12 protein-coding genes are annotated in these 16,978 nt (G+C 64.7%); 3 read left to right on the top strand and 9 right to left on the bottom strand.

The window, feature by feature from the left end:
* Window positions 1-56: 56 nt before the first annotated feature.
* Complete coding sequence (locus P9228_RS05140) at window positions 57-1,706, top strand: lysine--tRNA ligase (RefSeq protein ID WP_095799363.1); 1,650 nt, start codon at window positions 57-59, stop codon at window positions 1,704-1,706.
* Here the strand turns inward: P9228_RS05140 and P9228_RS05135 are convergent.
* Complete coding sequence (locus P9228_RS05135) at window positions 1,669-2,553, bottom strand: thermonuclease family protein (RefSeq protein ID WP_278052591.1); 885 nt, start codon at window positions 2,551-2,553, stop codon at window positions 1,669-1,671. The genes P9228_RS05140 and P9228_RS05135 overlap by 38 nt on opposite strands.
* A 10-nt stretch (window positions 2,554-2,563) precedes the next feature.
* The gene (locus P9228_RS05130; protein WP_095799361.1) at window positions 2,564-3,205 is read right to left on the bottom strand and encodes a helix-turn-helix transcriptional regulator; all 642 of its coding nucleotides are present in this window, start codon (window positions 3,203-3,205) and stop codon (window positions 2,564-2,566) included.
* A 251-nt stretch (window positions 3,206-3,456) separates the two neighbouring features.
* Between P9228_RS05130 and P9228_RS05125 the strand changes: the two genes are divergently transcribed.
* On the top strand, window positions 3,457-4,077 hold the full coding sequence (locus P9228_RS05125; RefSeq protein ID WP_278052589.1) for a flavin reductase: 621 nt from the start codon (window positions 3,457-3,459) through the stop codon (window positions 4,075-4,077).
* Between the two features lie 12 nt (window positions 4,078-4,089).
* On the opposite strand, the gene P9228_RS05120 is transcribed toward P9228_RS05125, so the two are convergent.
* The 7 genes from P9228_RS05120 to P9228_RS05090 all read right to left on the bottom strand — a co-directional run bounded on the left by P9228_RS05120 (window position 4,090) and on the right by P9228_RS05090 (window position 12,333).
* On the bottom strand, window positions 4,090-4,632 hold the full coding sequence (locus tag P9228_RS05120) for a thioesterase family protein (RefSeq protein WP_278052587.1): 543 nt from the start codon (window positions 4,630-4,632) through the stop codon (window positions 4,090-4,092).
* Window positions 4,633-4,641: 9 nt separating this feature from the next.
* Window positions 4,642-6,861 (bottom strand): 3-hydroxyacyl-CoA dehydrogenase NAD-binding domain-containing protein, encoded by a 2,220-nt coding sequence (locus tag P9228_RS05115; protein WP_278052585.1) that lies wholly within the window; start codon window positions 6,859-6,861, stop codon window positions 4,642-4,644.
* Window positions 6,862-6,875: 14 nt separating this feature from the next.
* Window positions 6,876-8,084, bottom strand: coding sequence for an acetyl-CoA C-acetyltransferase (locus P9228_RS05110; protein ID WP_278052583.1), 1,209 nt, complete (start codon window positions 8,082-8,084; stop codon window positions 6,876-6,878).
* Window positions 8,085-8,117: 33 nt separating this feature from the next.
* Window positions 8,118-9,287, bottom strand: a complete 1,170-nt coding sequence (locus tag P9228_RS05105) for an acyl-CoA dehydrogenase family protein (RefSeq protein WP_127243395.1) — start codon at window positions 9,285-9,287, stop codon at window positions 8,118-8,120.
* A complete protein-coding gene (locus P9228_RS05100; RefSeq protein WP_095826070.1) occupies window positions 9,284-9,727 on the bottom strand; it encodes an endonuclease domain-containing protein in 444 nt (147 codons plus the stop codon). Before P9228_RS05100 ends, P9228_RS05105 begins: the two co-directional genes overlap by 4 nt.
* Window positions 9,728-9,844: 117 nt before the next feature.
* Window positions 9,845-11,641 carry an acyl-CoA dehydrogenase gene (locus tag P9228_RS05095; protein ID WP_278052576.1) on the bottom strand — a complete coding sequence of 599 codons (1,797 nt, stop codon included), beginning with the start codon at window positions 11,639-11,641 and terminating at the stop codon, window positions 9,845-9,847.
* A gap of 230 nt (window positions 11,642-11,871) precedes the next feature.
* Window positions 11,872-12,333, bottom strand: coding sequence for a MerR family DNA-binding transcriptional regulator (locus P9228_RS05090; RefSeq protein ID WP_082980529.1), 462 nt, complete (start codon window positions 12,331-12,333; stop codon window positions 11,872-11,874).
* Window positions 12,334-12,797: 464 nt separating this feature from the next.
* Here P9228_RS05090 and P9228_RS05085 point away from each other — a divergent pair, with 464 nt between their 5' ends.
* On the top strand, window positions 12,798-16,970 hold the full coding sequence (locus P9228_RS05085) for a peptidoglycan-binding protein (protein ID WP_278052574.1): 4,173 nt from the start codon (window positions 12,798-12,800) through the stop codon (window positions 16,968-16,970).
* The last annotated feature ends 8 nt before the right edge of the window (window positions 16,971-16,978 follow it).

Below are 16,978 nucleotides of genomic sequence, written 5' to 3'. Positions count from 1 at the left end.
AAATCTTTGCGCGCCCAAGCCGACACATCTGGCCGGCAGATTACCTGGAAAGTGACATGACGGGATCAAACATCATCGATCTCAATGCCGAGATGCTTGCGGCCGCCGGCGAAAGCAAGGCATGGCCGTTCGAAGAAGCCAAGAAGATCATTGCCCGCTACAAGAACAAGGACTTTCCCGATACCGTCCTGTTCGAGACCGGCTACGGCCCGTCCGGCCTGCCGCATATCGGCACCTTCGGCGAGGTGGCGCGCACCACGATGGTAAGGCACGCCTTCCGCGTGCTGACGCAGGACAAGGTCAAGACCAAGCTGTTGTGCTTCTCCGACGATATGGACGGCATGCGCAAGATTCCCGACAACGTGCCCGATCGCGCGGCGCTCGAGCCCTACCTGCACAAGCCGCTCACATCGGTGCCCAATCCGTTCGGCGGCGATTATGCGAGCTTCGCCGACCACAACAACGCGATGCTCTGCCGCTTCCTCGACACGTTCGGCTTCGACTATGAGTTCGCCAGCGCGACCCAATACTACAAGTCCGGGCGCTTCGACGAAGTGCTGCTGCGCGCCGCCGAGCGCTATGACGAGATCATGGCGGTGATGCTGCCGACGCTCGGCGAAGAGCGCCAGGCGACCTACAGCCCATTCCTGCCGATCTCGCCGAAAAGCGGCCGCGTGCTCTACGTGCCGATGAAGCATGTCGACGCCAAGGCCGGCACCATCACCTTCGACGACGAAGGCAGCGAGACCACGCTGCCGGTCACCGGCGGCCATGTGAAGCTGCAGTGGAAGCCGGATTTCGGCATGCGCTGGGCAGCGCTCGGCGTCGATTTCGAAATGTTCGGCAAGGACCACCAGACCAACGCGGCAATCTACGACCGCATCTGCAACATCCTCGGCGGCCGCGCGCCGGAGCATTTCGTCTACGAGCTGTTCCTCGACGAGAACGGCCAGAAGATCTCGAAGTCGAAGGGCAATGGGCTCACCATCGACGAATGGCTGACCTATGCGCCCACCGAGAGCCTCGGCCTCTACATGTACCAGCGGCCGCGGCAGGCCAAGAAGCTTTATTTCGACGTTATCCCGAAGGCGGTCGACGAATATTACGCCTTCCTGTCCGCCTATCCGCGCCAGGAATGGAAGGAGCGGCTCGGCAACCCGGTCTGGCACATGCATGATGGCAATCCGCCGGCCATCGACCTGCCGGTCCCGTTCGCGCTGCTGCTCAATCTGGTCAGCGCCTCCAACGCGCATGACAAGGCGGTGCTGTGGGGTTTCATCTCGCGCCATGCGTCCGGGGTGACGCCGCAGACGCACCCCGAGCTCGACCGGCTGACAGGGTATGCCATCCGCTATTTCGACGACTTCGTGAAGCCGACCAAGGTCTATCGCGCCGCCGACGAGGTGGAGCGCGAGGCGCTGGCGAAGCTTTCGGAAGCGCTCGGCGAGCTGCCGCAGGGCGCGGACGGCGAGGCGATCCAGAACGCGGCGCTCAACGTCGCGCGGCGGATCGAGCGCTATCAGGACCATTCCAAGCAGAGCCCGGAAGGCGGACCCGGCGTGTCGGTCGCCTTCTTCCAGATGATCTATCAGGTGCTGATCGGGCAGGAACGGGGGCCGCGTTTCGGCTCTTTCGCGGCGCTCTACGGCATTACGGAGACGCGCGCGCTCATTGAGCGGGCCCTGGCTGGTCAGCTGGCTGCGTAACGTCGCCATCTTCCGCCGGCAGGATGGAACTCGGCGCGGCGGGCGCCGGGCCGGTGGCGGCCGGCAATGCCGGCAGGCCGCCGAGATTCGGAGCGGCGCCGAAAATGCCTTTCCTCGCCGCGCGCGCCTTGTCGCCCGCCTCGACATAGGGGCCGCCTGGCGCCGCGCGGGCCCAGCCGTTTTCCACCAGCCACAGACCGACATCCTTGTTGCCGACCCAGCACTTGACCGCGATGGCCTTCTGCCCGTCTTGCGGCGGCACTGAGCAGACCAGGGTCCGGCCACGCAGGAAAGCGCGGAATGCCGTCCTGGCGCGAACCCCGCAGTCCCATGACTTGCCTTCGTCGCTGCAGGTCTCGTCCTCTTTGACGATGTCGATGCCCGACACGGCGATGGAGTAATCCTTGGCCTTGATCAGGCCGGCGGCGGTCGCGACGGGCTGGAGCAACTTGGTGCCCTCCTCGCCATCCGGCATTTTCGTTTTCCGCGGCTTGGGCGGACCGGCCAGCGCCAGATCGCTGAGCGGCGCGCGCGGCTCGACCCGTTCCAGTTCCTCGGCAGGCACTTCGGGTGGCGCCACCACGTCGGGATCGATTGCCCGCGAATGCGCCACCGGCTTCGGCGGCTGCGGCGCGGCAGGCGCCAGAATGGCGGACGTCGCCGGTTCCGCAGTTATCGGTTCCCGAGGCGCCACATCGGCGTCTTGCCCCGGAAGTGCACTGGCCGGATCGATCTGATCGACCGCGACGACGCTTTCGCTGCCCTTCAGCGAGTGGCCTCCGGCGACGACCAGCGCCGCCATTGCCGGAACCGCCGCAAGCGCCAGGGCAAGATGGAGGACCCGCACCAGCCCGGACCTACTGGCTTGCCCAGACGATCCGCGCCACCCACTCGACCTCGCTCATCGAGATGTCGCGGTCCGGGTGAGCGGGGTTAAGCGAGACCAGCACGACCGACTTCGCGGTCTGCCGGTCGAGCACCTTGGCCATCACCTCGCCGGCGGTGGTCTTGACGACGACGCGGTCGCCCTTGCGCGTCGGCGCGCCCGGCTCGACGATCAGCACGTCGCCATTGCGGTAGAGCGGCAGCATGGAATCGCCCTGGACCTTCAGCGCATAGGAGGTTTCCGCCGCCCGCGCCGGAAGCTCGACCAGATCCCAGCCCTGCCCCGAGGGATAGCCGGCATCGTCGAAGAAACCGCCGGCACCGGCCTGGGCGAAGCCAAGCAGCGGCACGGCCATACGCGGCGGCGGCGCGGCGGAGGCACCGTGACCCTCAACCAGCACGGTGAATTCTTCCAGCGAGGCGCCGGTGGCCTCGATGATCTTGGCCAGCGATTCAGTCGAAGGCCAGCGCGGCCGGCCGTCGGAGGACAGGCGCTTGGATTTGTTGAAGGCGGTCGAATCGAGGCCCGCGCGGCGGGCGAGACCGGAAGCCGAGAGCGAATAGCGCTCGGCAAGAGCATCGATTGCGGCCCAGACGCGATCGTGTGAGAGCAAGTCCGCTCTCCTTCGAAAAACAGGAAAAAATGCCTCACTGCTGTCTAACGCGCGACCATTCAATTGTCCACCGGCGCGAACAGCGGATTGCAGAGAAAGTCGCCGCTTCCGCAAGATTGACGGGCCCGATCCTGAGCCGGGCGCCGGCACCGACATGTCGCCGCGTGCGCGATGCATCGTTCGACCCCGGCCGAAACGTCTCGGTGCGCAAGCTTGGTAGGGTACGGTTCTCGAATTGCGAAGGACTGCTCATGTTGCCGAACCACCAATGCATCGCCCCATCCGTTCTGTATTTTGGGACGCCTGTCGTCCTGATGGTTACCCGAAACCATGACGGCACCGCCAGCATTACACCCATGTCGTCCGCGTGGGCCTTGGGTTCATGCGTGGTCCTCGGCTTGAGTTCGGCTACCCAGGGCGCCATCAATCTTCTGCAGGATGGCGAATGCACCCTCAATTTTCCCGCGGCCAGCCTCTGGGCGAATGTCGAACGGATCGCGCGCACCACGGGTGCGAATCCAGTTCCATCCCATAAGGCCGAATTGGGGTTCGTTCATGAGGCCGACAAGTTCGCTTTAGGCGGCTTTGCGATCCAGCCCAGCGAATTGATCCGGACGCCGCGCATCGCAGAATGTCCCCTGCAGTTCGAAACACGCCTGCTGACCTGCCATCGTAGCGCGAAGCAGCAAGGCGCATCCTCGACCCACCTCATCATGGACGTAGACGTGCAGCGGGTTCATGCGCACCGCAGCATCGTCTTGCCGGGAACGAACCACATCGACACTGCGCGATGGAATCCGCTGTTCTATGTGTTCCGGCACTATTTTGGCGACGCGGTCGATCTGGGCAAAACCTTGCGGGCTGAACATTGAACGCTTGCTCGATCAGGCCCGCTTGGCCTGCTCGCGGAGGTTCCGGTGCGAGATCATGAATGCCCGCTCGGGCTCGGTCGGCGGGCGCGGTTGGGCCGAATGGCCGAGCGCCGCGACGACTGCCTCAACCTCGAGAAAGCGGCGGCCGCGCCGGTCATAGACGCCGCCGGTGGTCAGGATCAGCGCCGCCGTCTCCCCATTGTCGAGGACGAAGCGGTGCTTGCCGATCACCGAAGTGCCTTCCCAGGTCTCGATCGACGACACCACCTCGAAGCGGCTCCACAGCCTGATCTCGCGCACATAGGCCGATTGCAGCCCGCCGATCATCGGCGCCCAGCCGTTCCGCCGCGCGAGCGCGACAAGACCGACGCGAAGAAAAACATCGATACGGCCAAGATCGGCCAGCATCATGTAACGGGCATTGTTGAGATGGCTGTTGAAATCGATGTCGGTCGGCAGGCAGCGAAAGACCAGCCGGCTCTGATCGCCGATTTGATAAGGGCCACGGCTACGCGCCGTGGCCATCATGCGCGCGAGGCGCCCCCAAACATACATCGGAGTTCGTCAGGCGGCCTTCTTGACCTCGCCCTTCTGGTAAGGGTCGAAGCGCTGGTAGAAAGTCTCGCCCTTCTCGGCCATGTCGAGCAAAAGCTTGGGCGCCTTGAACTCGGCCCCGTATTTCTTCTGCAGGCCCTTGGCGATCTTGACGAAACGCTTGGCGCCGATGCCGTCGATGTAGGAGAGCGCGCCGCCGGTGAACGGCGCGAAGCCGAAGGCGAGGATCGAGCCGACGTCCGCCTCGCGCGGATCGGTGACGATGCCCTCCTCCATGACGCGCACCGCCTCCAGGGCGATGGTGACCAGCAGGCGCTCTTTGAGCTCCTCGTAGTCGACCTTCTCGGGCTTCAGCTGCGGATAGAGATCCTTGAGACCCGGCCACAGCTTCTTCTTCGCCGGCTTGGCAGGATAGTCGTAGAAGCCCTTGCCGTTCTTGCGGCCGAAGCGGCCATGCGTGTCGACCATGGTGTTGATCAGCGCCATCTGCTTCGGGTCGACGGCTTTCTCGCCTAGATCCTTGATGGTCTGCTTCATGATCTTCTGGGCAAGGTCGATCGCCGTCTCGTCGGTCAGCGCCAGCGGGCCGACCGGCATGCCGGCGGCCTTGGCGGCGTTCTCGATCATCGCCGCAGGGACGCCTTCGATAAGCATCTTGTAGGCTTCCGACATATAGCGCAGCACGCAGCGATTGACGTAGAAGCCGCGCGTGTCGTTAACGACGATCGGCGTCTTCTTGATGGCGCGTACGAAGTCGATCGCGACCGCGAGCGCCTTGTCGCCGGTCTTCTTGCCGAGGATGATCTCGACCAGCATCATCTTGTCGACGGGCGAGAAGAAGTGGATGCCGATGAAGTTTTTCGGCCGCGCCGAGTTCTTCGCCAGCGAGGTGATCGGAATGGTGGAAGTGTTCGAGGCAAAGATCGCCGAGGACTTCAGCGCCGCTTCCGCTTTCTCGGTGGCGAGCTTCTTCACGCCTGAATCCTCAAACACCGCCTCGACGACAAGGTCGCAGCCGGCAAGATCGGCATAGTCGGCCGTCGGCGTGATCAGCGACAGCAACCTGTCTTTCTCTTCGGGCTTGGCGCGGCCCTTCTTCACCTGGTTCGAAATCAGGCTGTCGGAATGCGCCTTGCCCTTCTCGGCCGACTCCATGTCGCGGTCGAGCAGCACGACCGGAATGCCCGCCCTGGCCGTGACATAGGCAATGCCGGCGCCCATGAAGCCGGCGCCGAGTATGCCGATCTTCTTGAACTTGCTGTCCGGCACGCCGGTCGGGCGGCGCGCGCCCTTGTTCAGTTCCTGCAGCGACACGAAAAGCGAGCGGATCATCGCCGCCGCTTCTTTGGTCTGCATGATCTCGGTGAAGTAGCGCTGCTCGATCCGGAGCCCGGTGTCGAAGGGCACCAGCAGGCCCTCATAGACGCATTTCAGGATCGCGGCGGCCGCCGGATAGTTGCCAAAGGTCTCGCGGCGCAGGATGGCGATGGCCGGCGGCCAGAGATTGGCGCCGGCCGCCGAATAGATCGGACCGCCGGGCAGCTTGAAACCCTTTTCGTCCCATGGCGCCACCGGCTTCAGGCCGTTTTTGATCATCGCCTTGGCGGTCTCGACAAGCTTCTTCGGCTCGGCGATCTCGTGGATCAGGCCCATCGACTTCGCCTTTTGCGGCGTCAGATTCTGGCCGCTGGTCAGCATCTGCAGCGCCTGCTGCTGATCGGTCAGCCGCGGCACGCGCTGGGTGCCGCCGGCGCCCGGGAAGATGCCGATCTTCACCTCGGGAAGCGCCATCTTCACCTTGTCGGAATCGGCCGCGACGCGGCCGTGGCAGGCGAGCGACATCTCGAAGGCGCCGCCCATGCAGGTGCCGTTGATCGCCGACACCCACGGCTTGCCGCAGGTCTCGATCTTGCGGAACAGACCGGTCATGTAACCGGCATTGTCGAACAGCGCCTTGGTCGCCTTTTCGAGGTCCTTTTCCTTTTCGACGGCGAAGGTGGCGAGCATCTTCTGCAGCATGGTGATGTCGGCACCGCCGGAGAAGCTGTCCTTGCCGGAGGTGATGACCGCGCCTTTGATGGCGGCGTCGCCCGCCACACGATCGACGATGGCGTTGAGCTCGCGCATCGCCTCTTCGGTGAAGACGTTCATCGAGCGGCCCGGCATGTCCCAGGTGACCAGCGCGATCCCATCGGCGTCCATGTCGAGGGTGAAATTGGTGTAGCTCATCTTTTCTCTCCCCGTCAGACGCGTTCGATGATGGTGGCAGTGCCCATGCCGGCGCCGATGCAGAGCGTGACCAGCGCGGTGTTCAGGTCCCGGCGCTCCAGCTCGTCCAGCACCGTGCCGAAGATCATCGCGCCGGTGGCGCCGAGCGGATGGCCCATGGCGATCGCGCCGCCATTGACGTTGATCTGGTCATGCGGGATGTCGAAGGCCTGCATATAGCGCAGCACAACGGAAGCGAAGGCCTCGTTGAGCTCGAAGAGGTCGATGTCCGACAGCTTCATTTTGGCACGCTTCAAGAGCTTTTCGGTGACGTCGACCGGGCCGGTCAGCATCAGCACCGGCTCGGAACCGATATTGGCGAACGAGCGGATGCGCGCGCGGGGCTTCAAGCCCATGGCCTTGCCGGCCTTCTTGGAGCCGAGCAGTACAGCAGCGGCGCCGTCCACGATGCCGGACGAGTTGCCGGCATGGTGGACGTGGTTCACTTCCTCGACTTCCGGATGCTTCTGCACGGCCACCGCACCGAAGCCGCCCATCTCGCCCGGCATGACGAAGGACGGATTGAGCGAGGCGAGCGACTGCATGTCGGTCGAAGGCCGCATGTGCTCGTCACGGTCGAGGATGGTGAGGCCGTTCTGGTCCTTGATCGGGACCACCGAATTCTTGAAGCGGCCGTCCTCCCACGCCTTGGCGGCGCGCTTCTGGCTCTCGACGGCGTAAGCGTCGACGTCGTCGCGGCTGAACCCGTATTTCGTCGCGATCAGGTCGGCCGAGATGCCCTGCGGCACGAACCAGCCGGGAAGCCCGACGGAGGGGTCCATGAACCAGGCGCCGCCGGACATGCCCATGCCGACACGCGACATGGATTCTACGCCCCCGGCAATGACGATCTCGTCCGCGCCTTGCGCGATCTTGGCGGCGCCGAAATTGATGGCATCGAGTCCGGAAGCGCAGAAGCGCGATATCTGCATGCCGGGCGCCTTGGTGTCGTAGCCGGCCTCGAAGGCGGCGGCGCGCGGAATGACCGAGCCCGCTTCGCCGACCGGATCGACGCAGCCGAAGATGATGTCGTCGACCGTGCCGGTGTCGAGCGCGTTGCGGTCACGCAGCGCCTCAAGCGTCTTTGCCGCGAGCCGCACCGCCGGCACCTCGTGCAGCGAGCCATCCTTCTTGCCTCTGCCGCGCGGCGTGCGCACGGCGTCATAGACGTAAGCTTCGGCCATTTTCGTGCTCCTTGGATTTGCCGGTCGCTGCGCTCAGAGAGAGCGCCCGATCAGCAATTTCATGATCTCGTTGGTGCCGCCGTAGATGCGCTGGACGCGGGCGTCGCGGAACATGCGGGCGATCGGATATTCGTTCATGTAGCCATAGCCGCCATGCAGTTGAAGGCATTCGTCGACGACTTTGCCCTGCAGGTCGGACAGCCAGTATTTGGCCATAGAGGCGGTGACCGGGTCGAGGCCGCCGTCGATGTGGCGGGCGACGCAGTCGTTGTAGAAGACGCGGCCGATCGTGGCCTCGGTCTTCAGCTCGGCCAGCTTGAACTGGGTGTTCTGGAAATCGATGATCGCCTTGCCGAAGGCCTTGCGCTCCTTGACGTAGTCGATGGTCAGCGCCAGCGCCCGCTCGATCATGGCGATCGCGCCGGTGCCGATCTGCAGCCGCTCCTGCGGCAATTGCTGCATCAGCTGGACGAAGCCCTTGCCTTCCTCATGGCCGAGCAGGTTGGAGGTCGGCACGCGCACGTCGTTGAAGAACAGCTCGGAGGTGTCGTTGGCCTTGAGCCCTATTTTGTCGAGGTTGCGACCGCGTTCGAAGCCCTCGACCTCGTCGGTCTCGACGACGATCAGCGAGGTGCCCTTGGCGCCCTTGTCCGGATCGGTCTTGGTGACGACGATGATCAGGTTGGCAAGCTGGCCGTTGGTGATGAAGGTCTTGGAGCCGTTGAGCTTGTAGTGATTGCCGTCCTTCTCGGCACGGGTCTTGACGCCCTGAAGGTCGGAGCCGGCGCCGGGCTCGGTCATAGCGATGGCGCCGATCAGCTCCCCGGTCGCCAGTTTCGGCAGCCATTTTTCTTTCTGCTCCTCGGAGCCGTAATGCAGGATGTATGGCGCGACGATCGAGTTGTGCAGGCCGATGCCGAAGCCGTCGACCCCGACGTGGCCGATAGCCTCGATGATGGCGCTCTCATGCGCGAAGGTGCCGCCGGAGCCGCCATATTTCTCCGGCATAGAGGCGCAGAGCAGGCCGGCGGCGCCCGCCTTCAGCCAGCTCTCGCGGTCGAAAATCTCGTTCTTCTCGAACTCTTCGTAGCGCGGCGCGATCTCCTCCGACATGAAGCGGCTCGCCATCTCGTAGAGCATGCCGACTTCGTCCGCCGCCCAGGCGGGCTTCGGCAGGCCAAGAACTTCGGCTGGATTTGTCATGCTGTTTCCTCCACTGCGCCGGCGTCCCCCTCCCCCTTGAGGGGAGGGTGGCCGCGAAGCGGCCGGGAGGGGTCGCCGATGAGGTGCTCGGCCTTGTCCTTAACAAACTGCGCCACATGCCATGCACTGTTAATGACATCAGGCTCATCAATCCTGACAACGACATACCCGAGTGACGGCAAACAGGCGTCGCGGTTCACATCATGACGTCTGCCAGCTTCGGTTTCGTGCAGGTCGCCGTCGACCTCGACGATCAGTTTGACCTTCGGGCAGACGAAATCGACAATGTACGGGCCGATCGGCGATTGCCGCCTGAACTTCAGGCCATCAGCCGTCAGCTCGCGCAATTCGTACCACAGCAGGGACTCGGCCTTCGCCGTGTGCAGACGAAGCGAGCACGCTTTCTGTCGCATCTCGAAACTGACCCGCGTGCGGGGCATTGTGTTAGTCCTTCTCCCAGGGTGCGTCGCCAGAATTGGCGTCGAGTTCGTCGCGGGCGACCCCTCCCGGCCCTTCGGGCCACCCTCCCCTCAAGGGGAGGGGGACGCCGAGCATTTCTAGAACGCTTCCGCCGGCAGCGCCATTAGCGTATCCGCGCCACTGGAAATGCGGGCGAGGCGCGTCGCGCTCTCCGGCATGATCCGCTCCATGAAGAAGCGCGCCGTCACCAGCTTGTTGTCGTAGAACGACGCGGCCCCATTGGCACCTTCGGCGAGCTTCGTTTGGGCGGCCTTGGCCATCTGGCCCCACATGTAGCCCAATGCCACCAGGCCGAAGAGATGCATGTAGTCGGTCGAGGCGGCGCCCGCATTGTCGGGCTTGGCCATGGCATTCTGCACCAGCCACATGGTCGCCGCCTGCAGGTCGTTGAGGCCCTTCTTCAGCGCCTTGGTGAAGGGCGCCATCTTGTCGTCAGCGCGGTTTTCCTCGCAGAATTCGCCGACCTCCTTGAAGAAGGCCTGCACGGCGCGGCCGCCATTCTGCGCCAGCTTGCGGCCGACCAGATCAAGCGCCTGAATGCCATTGGCGCCTTCATAGATCATGGCGATGCGGGCATCGCGGACGAACTGGCTCATGCCGTGTTCTTCGATGTAGCCGTGGCCGCCGAACACCTGCTGCGCCATCACGGCGTGATCGAAGCCCTTGTCAGTCAGCACGCCCTTGACCACCGGCGTCAGCAGACCGGTGTAGTCGTCGGCCGACTGGCGGTCCCTGTCGTCACCGGAGCGGTGCGCGACGTCCGACTTGATCGCCGTCCACAGGGCCAGCGCGCGGCCGCCCTCGTTGAACGCCTTCATGGTCATCAGCGAGCGGCGGATATCGGGATGGACGATGATCGGGTCGGCCTTCTTGTCCGCCGCCTTGATGCCCGACAGCGACCGCCCCTGGAGGCGGTCCTTGGCGTAAGCCACCGCGTTCTGATAGGCGATCTCCGAGACCGAGAGCCCTTGCAGGCCAACGCCCAGGCGGGCCTCGTTCATCATCGTGAACATGGCTTTCAGGCCGCCGTTCAACTCGCCGAGCAAAGTGCCTTCGGCCTCGTCATAGTTCATGACGCAGGTCGAGTTGCCGTGGATGCCCATCTTCTCCTCGATCGAGCCGCAGGAGAGCGCGTTGCGCGCGCTGACATTGCCCGAGTCGTCGAGCTTGAACTTCGGCACGATGAACAGCGAGATGCCTTTGACGCCTTCCGGCGCCCCTTCGACGCGGGCCAGCACCAGATGGACGATGTTGTCGGCCATGTCGTGCTCGCCGGCGGAGATGAATATCTTCTGGCCGGAAATCCTGTAGGTGCCGTCGCCATTGGGCACCGCCTTGGTGCGCAGCAGGCCGAGATCGGTGCCGCAATGCGGCTCGGTGAGATTCATGGTGCCGGTCCAGGCGCCCTCGATCAGCCTGGGCAACCAGGTGGCCTTCTGCTCGTCCGTGCCATGGGTGACAATGGCCGCGATCGCGCCCTGCGTGAGGCCGGGATACATCATCAGCGCCATATTGGCGGACACCATGTATTCGGAGACCGCGGTGTGGACTGTATAGGGCAGACCCTGGCCACCGAACTCGGCCGGTGCCGCTAGGCCCATCCAGCCGCCCTCGCGATACTGGCTGAAAGCGTCCTTGAATCCCTTGGGCGTGGTCACGCTACCGTCTTCATGGCGCACGCAGCCTTCCATATCGCCGACCCGGTTCAGCGGATGCATGACGTTTTCGGCTAGCTTGGCGCCTTCGGCAAGGATCGCCTCGACGACGTCCGGCGTAGCGTCCGAGAAGCCCGGAAGATTAGAATAGCGCTGGTAGCCGAGCACGTCGTTGAGCACGAACAGCGTGTCCTGGACGGGCGCCCTGTAGATCGTCATGCCTTCCTCCACCCTTGCGGTCCCGGCCGGCCAGCAAGTTTCCGATCCGGATGTGGATGGGAGGCCGAGCCAATGTCGATGCCCCCGATAGCAAATATTGACGTTTGCGTAAACGTCAACTTCGTCGCAGCCCGAAATTTTTGATTAGCGCTCGCTCCAAGGCAACAAAAAAGCCGCGCGGCTGCAGCCACGCGGCTTTCTCTATCCTAGGCTATGCCGTTAGCGTGAGATCAGCCGGCGGCGCTTGCCTGCGGCGCGGCCCGCTCGGCCAGCATCTGGCGAACGATCGCCATCGAATTGCTCAGGTCGCTGATAGCCTCATCGATCAGCGCGCGCTGCTTCTGCAAGCGGGCAAGCTGCTTCTCGGACTTGTCGAGCGCCAGCCGCAACTGCTTGGTGTTGGATCCGGTCGGATCGTAAAGATCCATCATCTGCTTGACGTCCCGCAGCGAGAAACCGACCTTGCGGCCGAGCAGGATCAGCTTCAGCCGGGCCTTGTCGCGGCGCGTGTAGAGACGGGTCGAGCCGTCGCGCTTCGGATTGAGCAGGCCCTTGTCCTCGTAAAATCGCAGCGTGCGCAAGGTCACGCCGTACTTCTTGGCCATCTCGCCGATGCGGACGAATTCTTCGTCGGTCTCGACCGATATGTGATTGCTATTGGCCGCGGCTTCGCCGGGCGAAACAAGTTTCATGGTCACTGGCTTTCCCCTGATGGCGTCGCGGTCACGGACCAAAACGTCGCCTGAGTGGAAGCGGGGGCGTGCTTCCAATCGTGGTTTCGACAATTCAATCGCAAGAGGCACGGCTTCGCACCTTTTACGTTTACGTCAATTCTATACCGACAGCCGGCACCTGACGCAAGGGCGTTGTCGGAAACACTCCTTTATGCCGCACTCGGATGCCATTGGGGCGGGCGGGTCAGGATTATGTCGCCACTTCTTAAGCTTGGTTAACGCCTTGTTTACCACGTTGGGCGAAATGTGCGCATGTCGGTCACCCGTGTTTATCCTGTAGCGAATTTTTCACGGTTTTCGAAGCGTGGGTGAGAAACCCGGGAAGCCCGTCTTCCTCCGCAGCAAAACCGCGCGGACGCCTTCGTTCCCGGCAGACTCTGGGAAACCGGTCTCAGCCGGTCATTCTGAACACGGGCGCATCGATGAACAGCAAGCGGTCCTATCTCGATACACTCAACGCCGGTAGGCAGCGCCGGTCGCAGACCTCGCTGGAGGATCTGAGCCGCTCGCTCGAAACGCTGGAGCAGCGGCTGGAGCGGACGCGCAGCGACACGCCCGAGCGCCCCGATCCGCGGCGGCCGGCCCCCGAGCCGCGCTATGCGGCCGCGCAACCTTATGGTTCGCCCCGCTGGTACGAGGAACCCTACACCACGCAGAGGGACCAAAATCGCGGACCGCAAAACCGCGGGTCGCAGAACCCGGCGGCCGCAGCTTCCGACTTCGGCCCCAATTATCAGGCCATTGCCCGCGACATCGACCGGGTGCGCGGACAGGAAGATGGCGTCGCGATGGTTGGCAAGATCGCGGTCGAATTGCGCGGACTGCGCGAGGAGTTGCGCCATCAGATGACCGCCGGCCTGCAGCGCGAATTCGACGCGCTGCGTCAGGATATCGATCGCGCCATGCAGGCGGCGAGCCAGCATGGTGCCCCCGCCGACAAGAACAGCGCCGAGCTCGGCCTCGAGTTCGAACGGCTTTCCGGCGCCATCCACACGCTTGCCGAAAAAAGCGACGATCGCAGCGTCAACCTGCTGCGGCTGGAGTTGGAGCAGGTCAAGGCGGCGCTCGACACGCTGGCGCGCGAGGAAAGCGTGCGGGCCGTCGACCAAAGCGTGCAGGCCGTCGACCGCCGCTGGGACGATTTCGATCGCCGCTGGAGCGCCTTCGAGGATCGCGTCGACGCCGACCAGCGCCAGCGCGCCGAGGGTCCCAACCTTTCGGCGCTGACCGACCGCCTCGAACAGATCAGCAGCGCGGTCAACAACCTGCCGCAATCGCTGTCGCTCGCCTCGCTGGAGGAAAAGGTGCGCACCCTCGCCGGAGCGGTCGACCGTTTCGCCAGCCAGCAAACGATGCGCGGCGGCGAGACGCTTGCCATGATCGACGAGCGGCTGGACGAGATCTCGCGCGCCATCGTCGCCTCGACGGTGGCCACGCAGGCCAATGCCTTCGATCCGGAAACCTTCGGGCGAATCGAGAAACGGATCGCCTCGCTGGCGGAGCAGATCGAGGAGGTCGCGCAGTCGCGTCCCGGCGCCGAGGTCATCGACCGCCTCAACCTTCTGTCCAGCCGTGTGGACGAGCTCGCTGGGCGCGCCCATCTGCCGGAGCAGGCGATGGAGCGACTCGGCAAGCAAATTGCTTTGATCACCGACAAGATAGACCGCGCGCCGGCGATGCCCGACGCCGACCACATCTTCCAGGGCCTGGAGCAGCGTTTCGACGCGCTGTCCACGCTGCTCGAGCGCCGCCAGGGTGATGCCATCGAGCAGAGCAACCTGCTGTTCCGCGAACTCGACCGGCGGCTGGACGAAGTCGCCGACAGGCTCGACCAGCGCATGCGGCAGGACGACGGCGCTGGCATCATGGAGGCGATCGACGCCCGCTTCACCGCGCTTGCCAAGCGCATCGAGACGCGCGCGCCCGATCCCGCCAACGAGATGGCGATCCGTGGCCTGGAAAGCCGGCTCGAGGACATCTCCAGCCGGCTGGAATCCTCCGCCGCGCAGGTCGCCGGCATTGATCCGGCACTGATCCGCAGCCTTGAGTCGCAGGTGACCGCCCTTTCGGCGCATCTTTCGAAGCCGAGCGCACCGCTTCCCGATTTCGAGGACATCAGCCCTCGCCTCGACGAGATCGAGAAGTCGCTGGCCGGCACGCGCGATTCCATCCTCACCGTCGCGCGCGAGGCTGCGGAGAACGCCGTGCGGTCGCTGGGCGAATCGAGTTCCGGCACGGCTGCTTCCAACGCAGCCGCCGTGAGCGGGCTCGCGCAGGACCTGAAGACGCTCGAAGCGCTCACCCGCCGTTCCGACGAGCGCAATTCGCGCACGTTCGAGGCGATCCACGACACGCTGCTCAAGATCGTCGACCGGCTCGGCTCGCTGGAGGCCGAAGGTCCCAGTGAAGCGGTCAGCGAACTGATCGACCCGCAGCCGGGCGGCAAGCGGGTCGCCCGCACCGGCAAGATCGCCGTCCAGGACGCGCCGTCGATGGATATCGACCAGCCGCTGCCGCTGACCGGAGACATCGCCGATCTCGATACGCGCGCCGCCTCCATCCTGCGCCACGATCCGGTTTCGCGAAACGAGCCGGCTGCACCGGGCGAACCTGTTACGCGTAGCGAACCTGTTACGCGTGGCGAATCTGTTACGCGTGGCGAACCTGTAATGCGCGGCGAAGCTGCCGCTCGCACGCCCGCCGAGGCCGCGGCCGCCGCCGCAATGGCTGCGCTCGGATCGGACGAAATTGGCGAGAAGGCTGAGACCACCGGCCGCAAGAAGTCGATGTTCAGCGGACTGGCGCGCGCCTTCAAGGGCAAGAAGAACGAGGACACGCCGCCGCTTGCCGGCTCGGCACCGGCCGGCGACGTTCCGACCGTCGACATCGACGAACCGCTCGATCCCAGAGCCGCCAACCGGCCGCTCGAACCTGGTTCCGGCGCGCCGGACCTCAACGCCATCATGAAGCGCGTGCGCGACGAGCGCGGCGGTCAGCCGGCCAAGCGCAGCGAGACAGATGCCGCCAAATCCGATTTCATCGCGGCCGCCCGCCGCGCGGCGCAGGCCGCCGCCGCGGAAGCCGACGCGCTGAAGCGGCAGTCGACGATGACCGGCCCGGTGAAGGCGCTCAGAATCGGCGATCTGCTCAAGGCGCGGCGCAAGCCGATCCTGATGGCGGCGGCCGCGATCATGATGGCACTGGCCGGCCTGCAGCTCGGCAAGGCGTTCTTCTCCGACCCCGCACCGGTCGCCAGCAACGACGTCGCGCCGATCGTCTCCACCCAATCGGTCGAAACCGCCTCGCTCGATGTCAGCACGCCCAAGCCCGACACGGGCACTGCGAAGCCCGAGAGCGCGCCGGCGCGTGCCGTCAGGCAGGCCGAGCCGTCGAAGGACGATCCAACGCCACAGGCCGCCTTTCAACCATCCGCACCCGAAATGCCCGCGGCCGCGGCGCCAGCCGAACCGGCGCCTACTCCGGCGACTCCGTCCGCGCCTGCCCGGCCCGCGCCGATGGCTTCGGCGACACCCTCGGAGCCAGTCTCTCCGGCTGCGAACGGGCCTGCCATGGACACGGACGGCGACGCGCAGCCCACCATCGGCGCGCCGGCGAGCACACCAATGCCCGGTGCCTCCGCAGCCGGTGCTTCCTCGGCCGGCACGCCGGCAACCACGTCCGCCGATACCACGGGCACCGTCCCGCCGGGCGGCGGCCAGACGGCAAGTTCGGCCGCCAAGATCGATGTCCCGGCCGATATCGGTCCGGTGGCGCTGCACGACGCGGCCGCAGGCGGTGACGCCAAGGCGCTGTTCGAGATCGGCTCGCGCTACGCGGAATCGCGCGGCGTCAAGGAAGACATGGCGGCGGCCGCCAAATGGTATGCGAAATCCGCCGAACTGGGCTTCGCACCGGCCGAATACCGCATCGGCAATTTTTACGAGAAGGGCATCGGCGTCGCGCGCGACATCAAGAAAGCCAAGACCTATTACCAACTCGCGGCGGAACAGGGCAACGCCAGCGCCATGCACAATCTGGCGGTTCTGTTCGCCATGGCGGCGGACGGCGTGACCGACAATGAGTCGGCGGCGCACTGGTTCCAGGAGGCGGCCGACCTCGGCGTCAAGGACAGCCAGTTCAATCTCGGCATCCTTTCGGCCAAGGGCGTCGGCATGAAGCAGAACCTGGAGGAATCCTACAAATGGTTCGCTCTCGTCGCCAAGACCGGCGACAAGGACGCTGCGGCCAAACGCGACGAGATCGCCAATGCGCTCAGGCCCGAGCAGCTCGAGCGGGCGCGCGCCGCCACGGACCTGTGGAAGGCCAAGCCGCTCAACGCGGCCAGCAACTCGGCCGACATTCCGGAATCCTGGCAGGACAGCACGCCGCAGACCACCGCCGGCATCGACATGAAGAAGGCGGTGAAGAACATCCAGCTGATCCTCAATAAGAACGGCTATGATGCCGGCGGCGCCGACGGCGTGATGGGCGACAAGACCAAGAACGCGATCATGGCCTTTCAGACCGACAACAAGATGAAGCCGACCGGCGAGATCGACGCGCCACTCGTCAAGGCGCTGCTTGCGCACAAATAACGGCAGGC

The organism is Mesorhizobium sp. WSM4898 (genome assembly GCF_029625845.1).
Classification (GTDB): Bacteria; Pseudomonadota; Alphaproteobacteria; order Rhizobiales; family Rhizobiaceae; genus Mesorhizobium.
The sequence above is the reverse complement of the archived record's forward strand: the minus strand, read 5'-3'. Positions and strand labels throughout refer to the sequence as shown.

Excerpts from the sequence above, each read along its gene's own strand:
- P9228_RS05100 (WP_095826070.1), bottom strand. The coding sequence starts at position 9,727 with ATGCCCCGCACGCGGGTCAGTTTCGAGATGCGACAGAAAGCGTGCTCG.
- P9228_RS05125 (WP_278052589.1), top strand. The coding sequence starts at position 3,457 with ATGTTGCCGAACCACCAATGCATCGCCCCATCCGTTCTGTATTTTGGG.
- P9228_RS05120 (WP_278052587.1), bottom strand. The coding sequence starts at position 4,632 with ATGTATGTTTGGGGGCGCCTCGCGCGCATGATGGCCACGGCGCGTAGC.
- P9228_RS05115 (WP_278052585.1), bottom strand. The coding sequence starts at position 6,861 with ATGAGCTACACCAATTTCACCCTCGACATGGACGCCGATGGGATCGCG.
- P9228_RS05140 (WP_095799363.1), top strand. The coding sequence starts at position 57 with ATGACGGGATCAAACATCATCGATCTCAATGCCGAGATGCTTGCGGCC.
- P9228_RS05090 (WP_082980529.1), bottom strand. The coding sequence starts at position 12,333 with ATGAAACTTGTTTCGCCCGGCGAAGCCGCGGCCAATAGCAATCACATA.
- P9228_RS05110 (WP_278052583.1), bottom strand. The coding sequence starts at position 8,084 with ATGGCCGAAGCTTACGTCTATGACGCCGTGCGCACGCCGCGCGGCAGA.
- P9228_RS05095 (WP_278052576.1), bottom strand. The coding sequence starts at position 11,641 with ATGACGATCTACAGGGCGCCCGTCCAGGACACGCTGTTCGTGCTCAAC.
- P9228_RS05085 (WP_278052574.1), top strand. The coding sequence starts at position 12,798 with ATGAACAGCAAGCGGTCCTATCTCGATACACTCAACGCCGGTAGGCAG.
- P9228_RS05105 (WP_127243395.1), bottom strand. The coding sequence starts at position 9,287 with ATGACAAATCCAGCCGAAGTTCTTGGCCTGCCGAAGCCCGCCTGGGCG.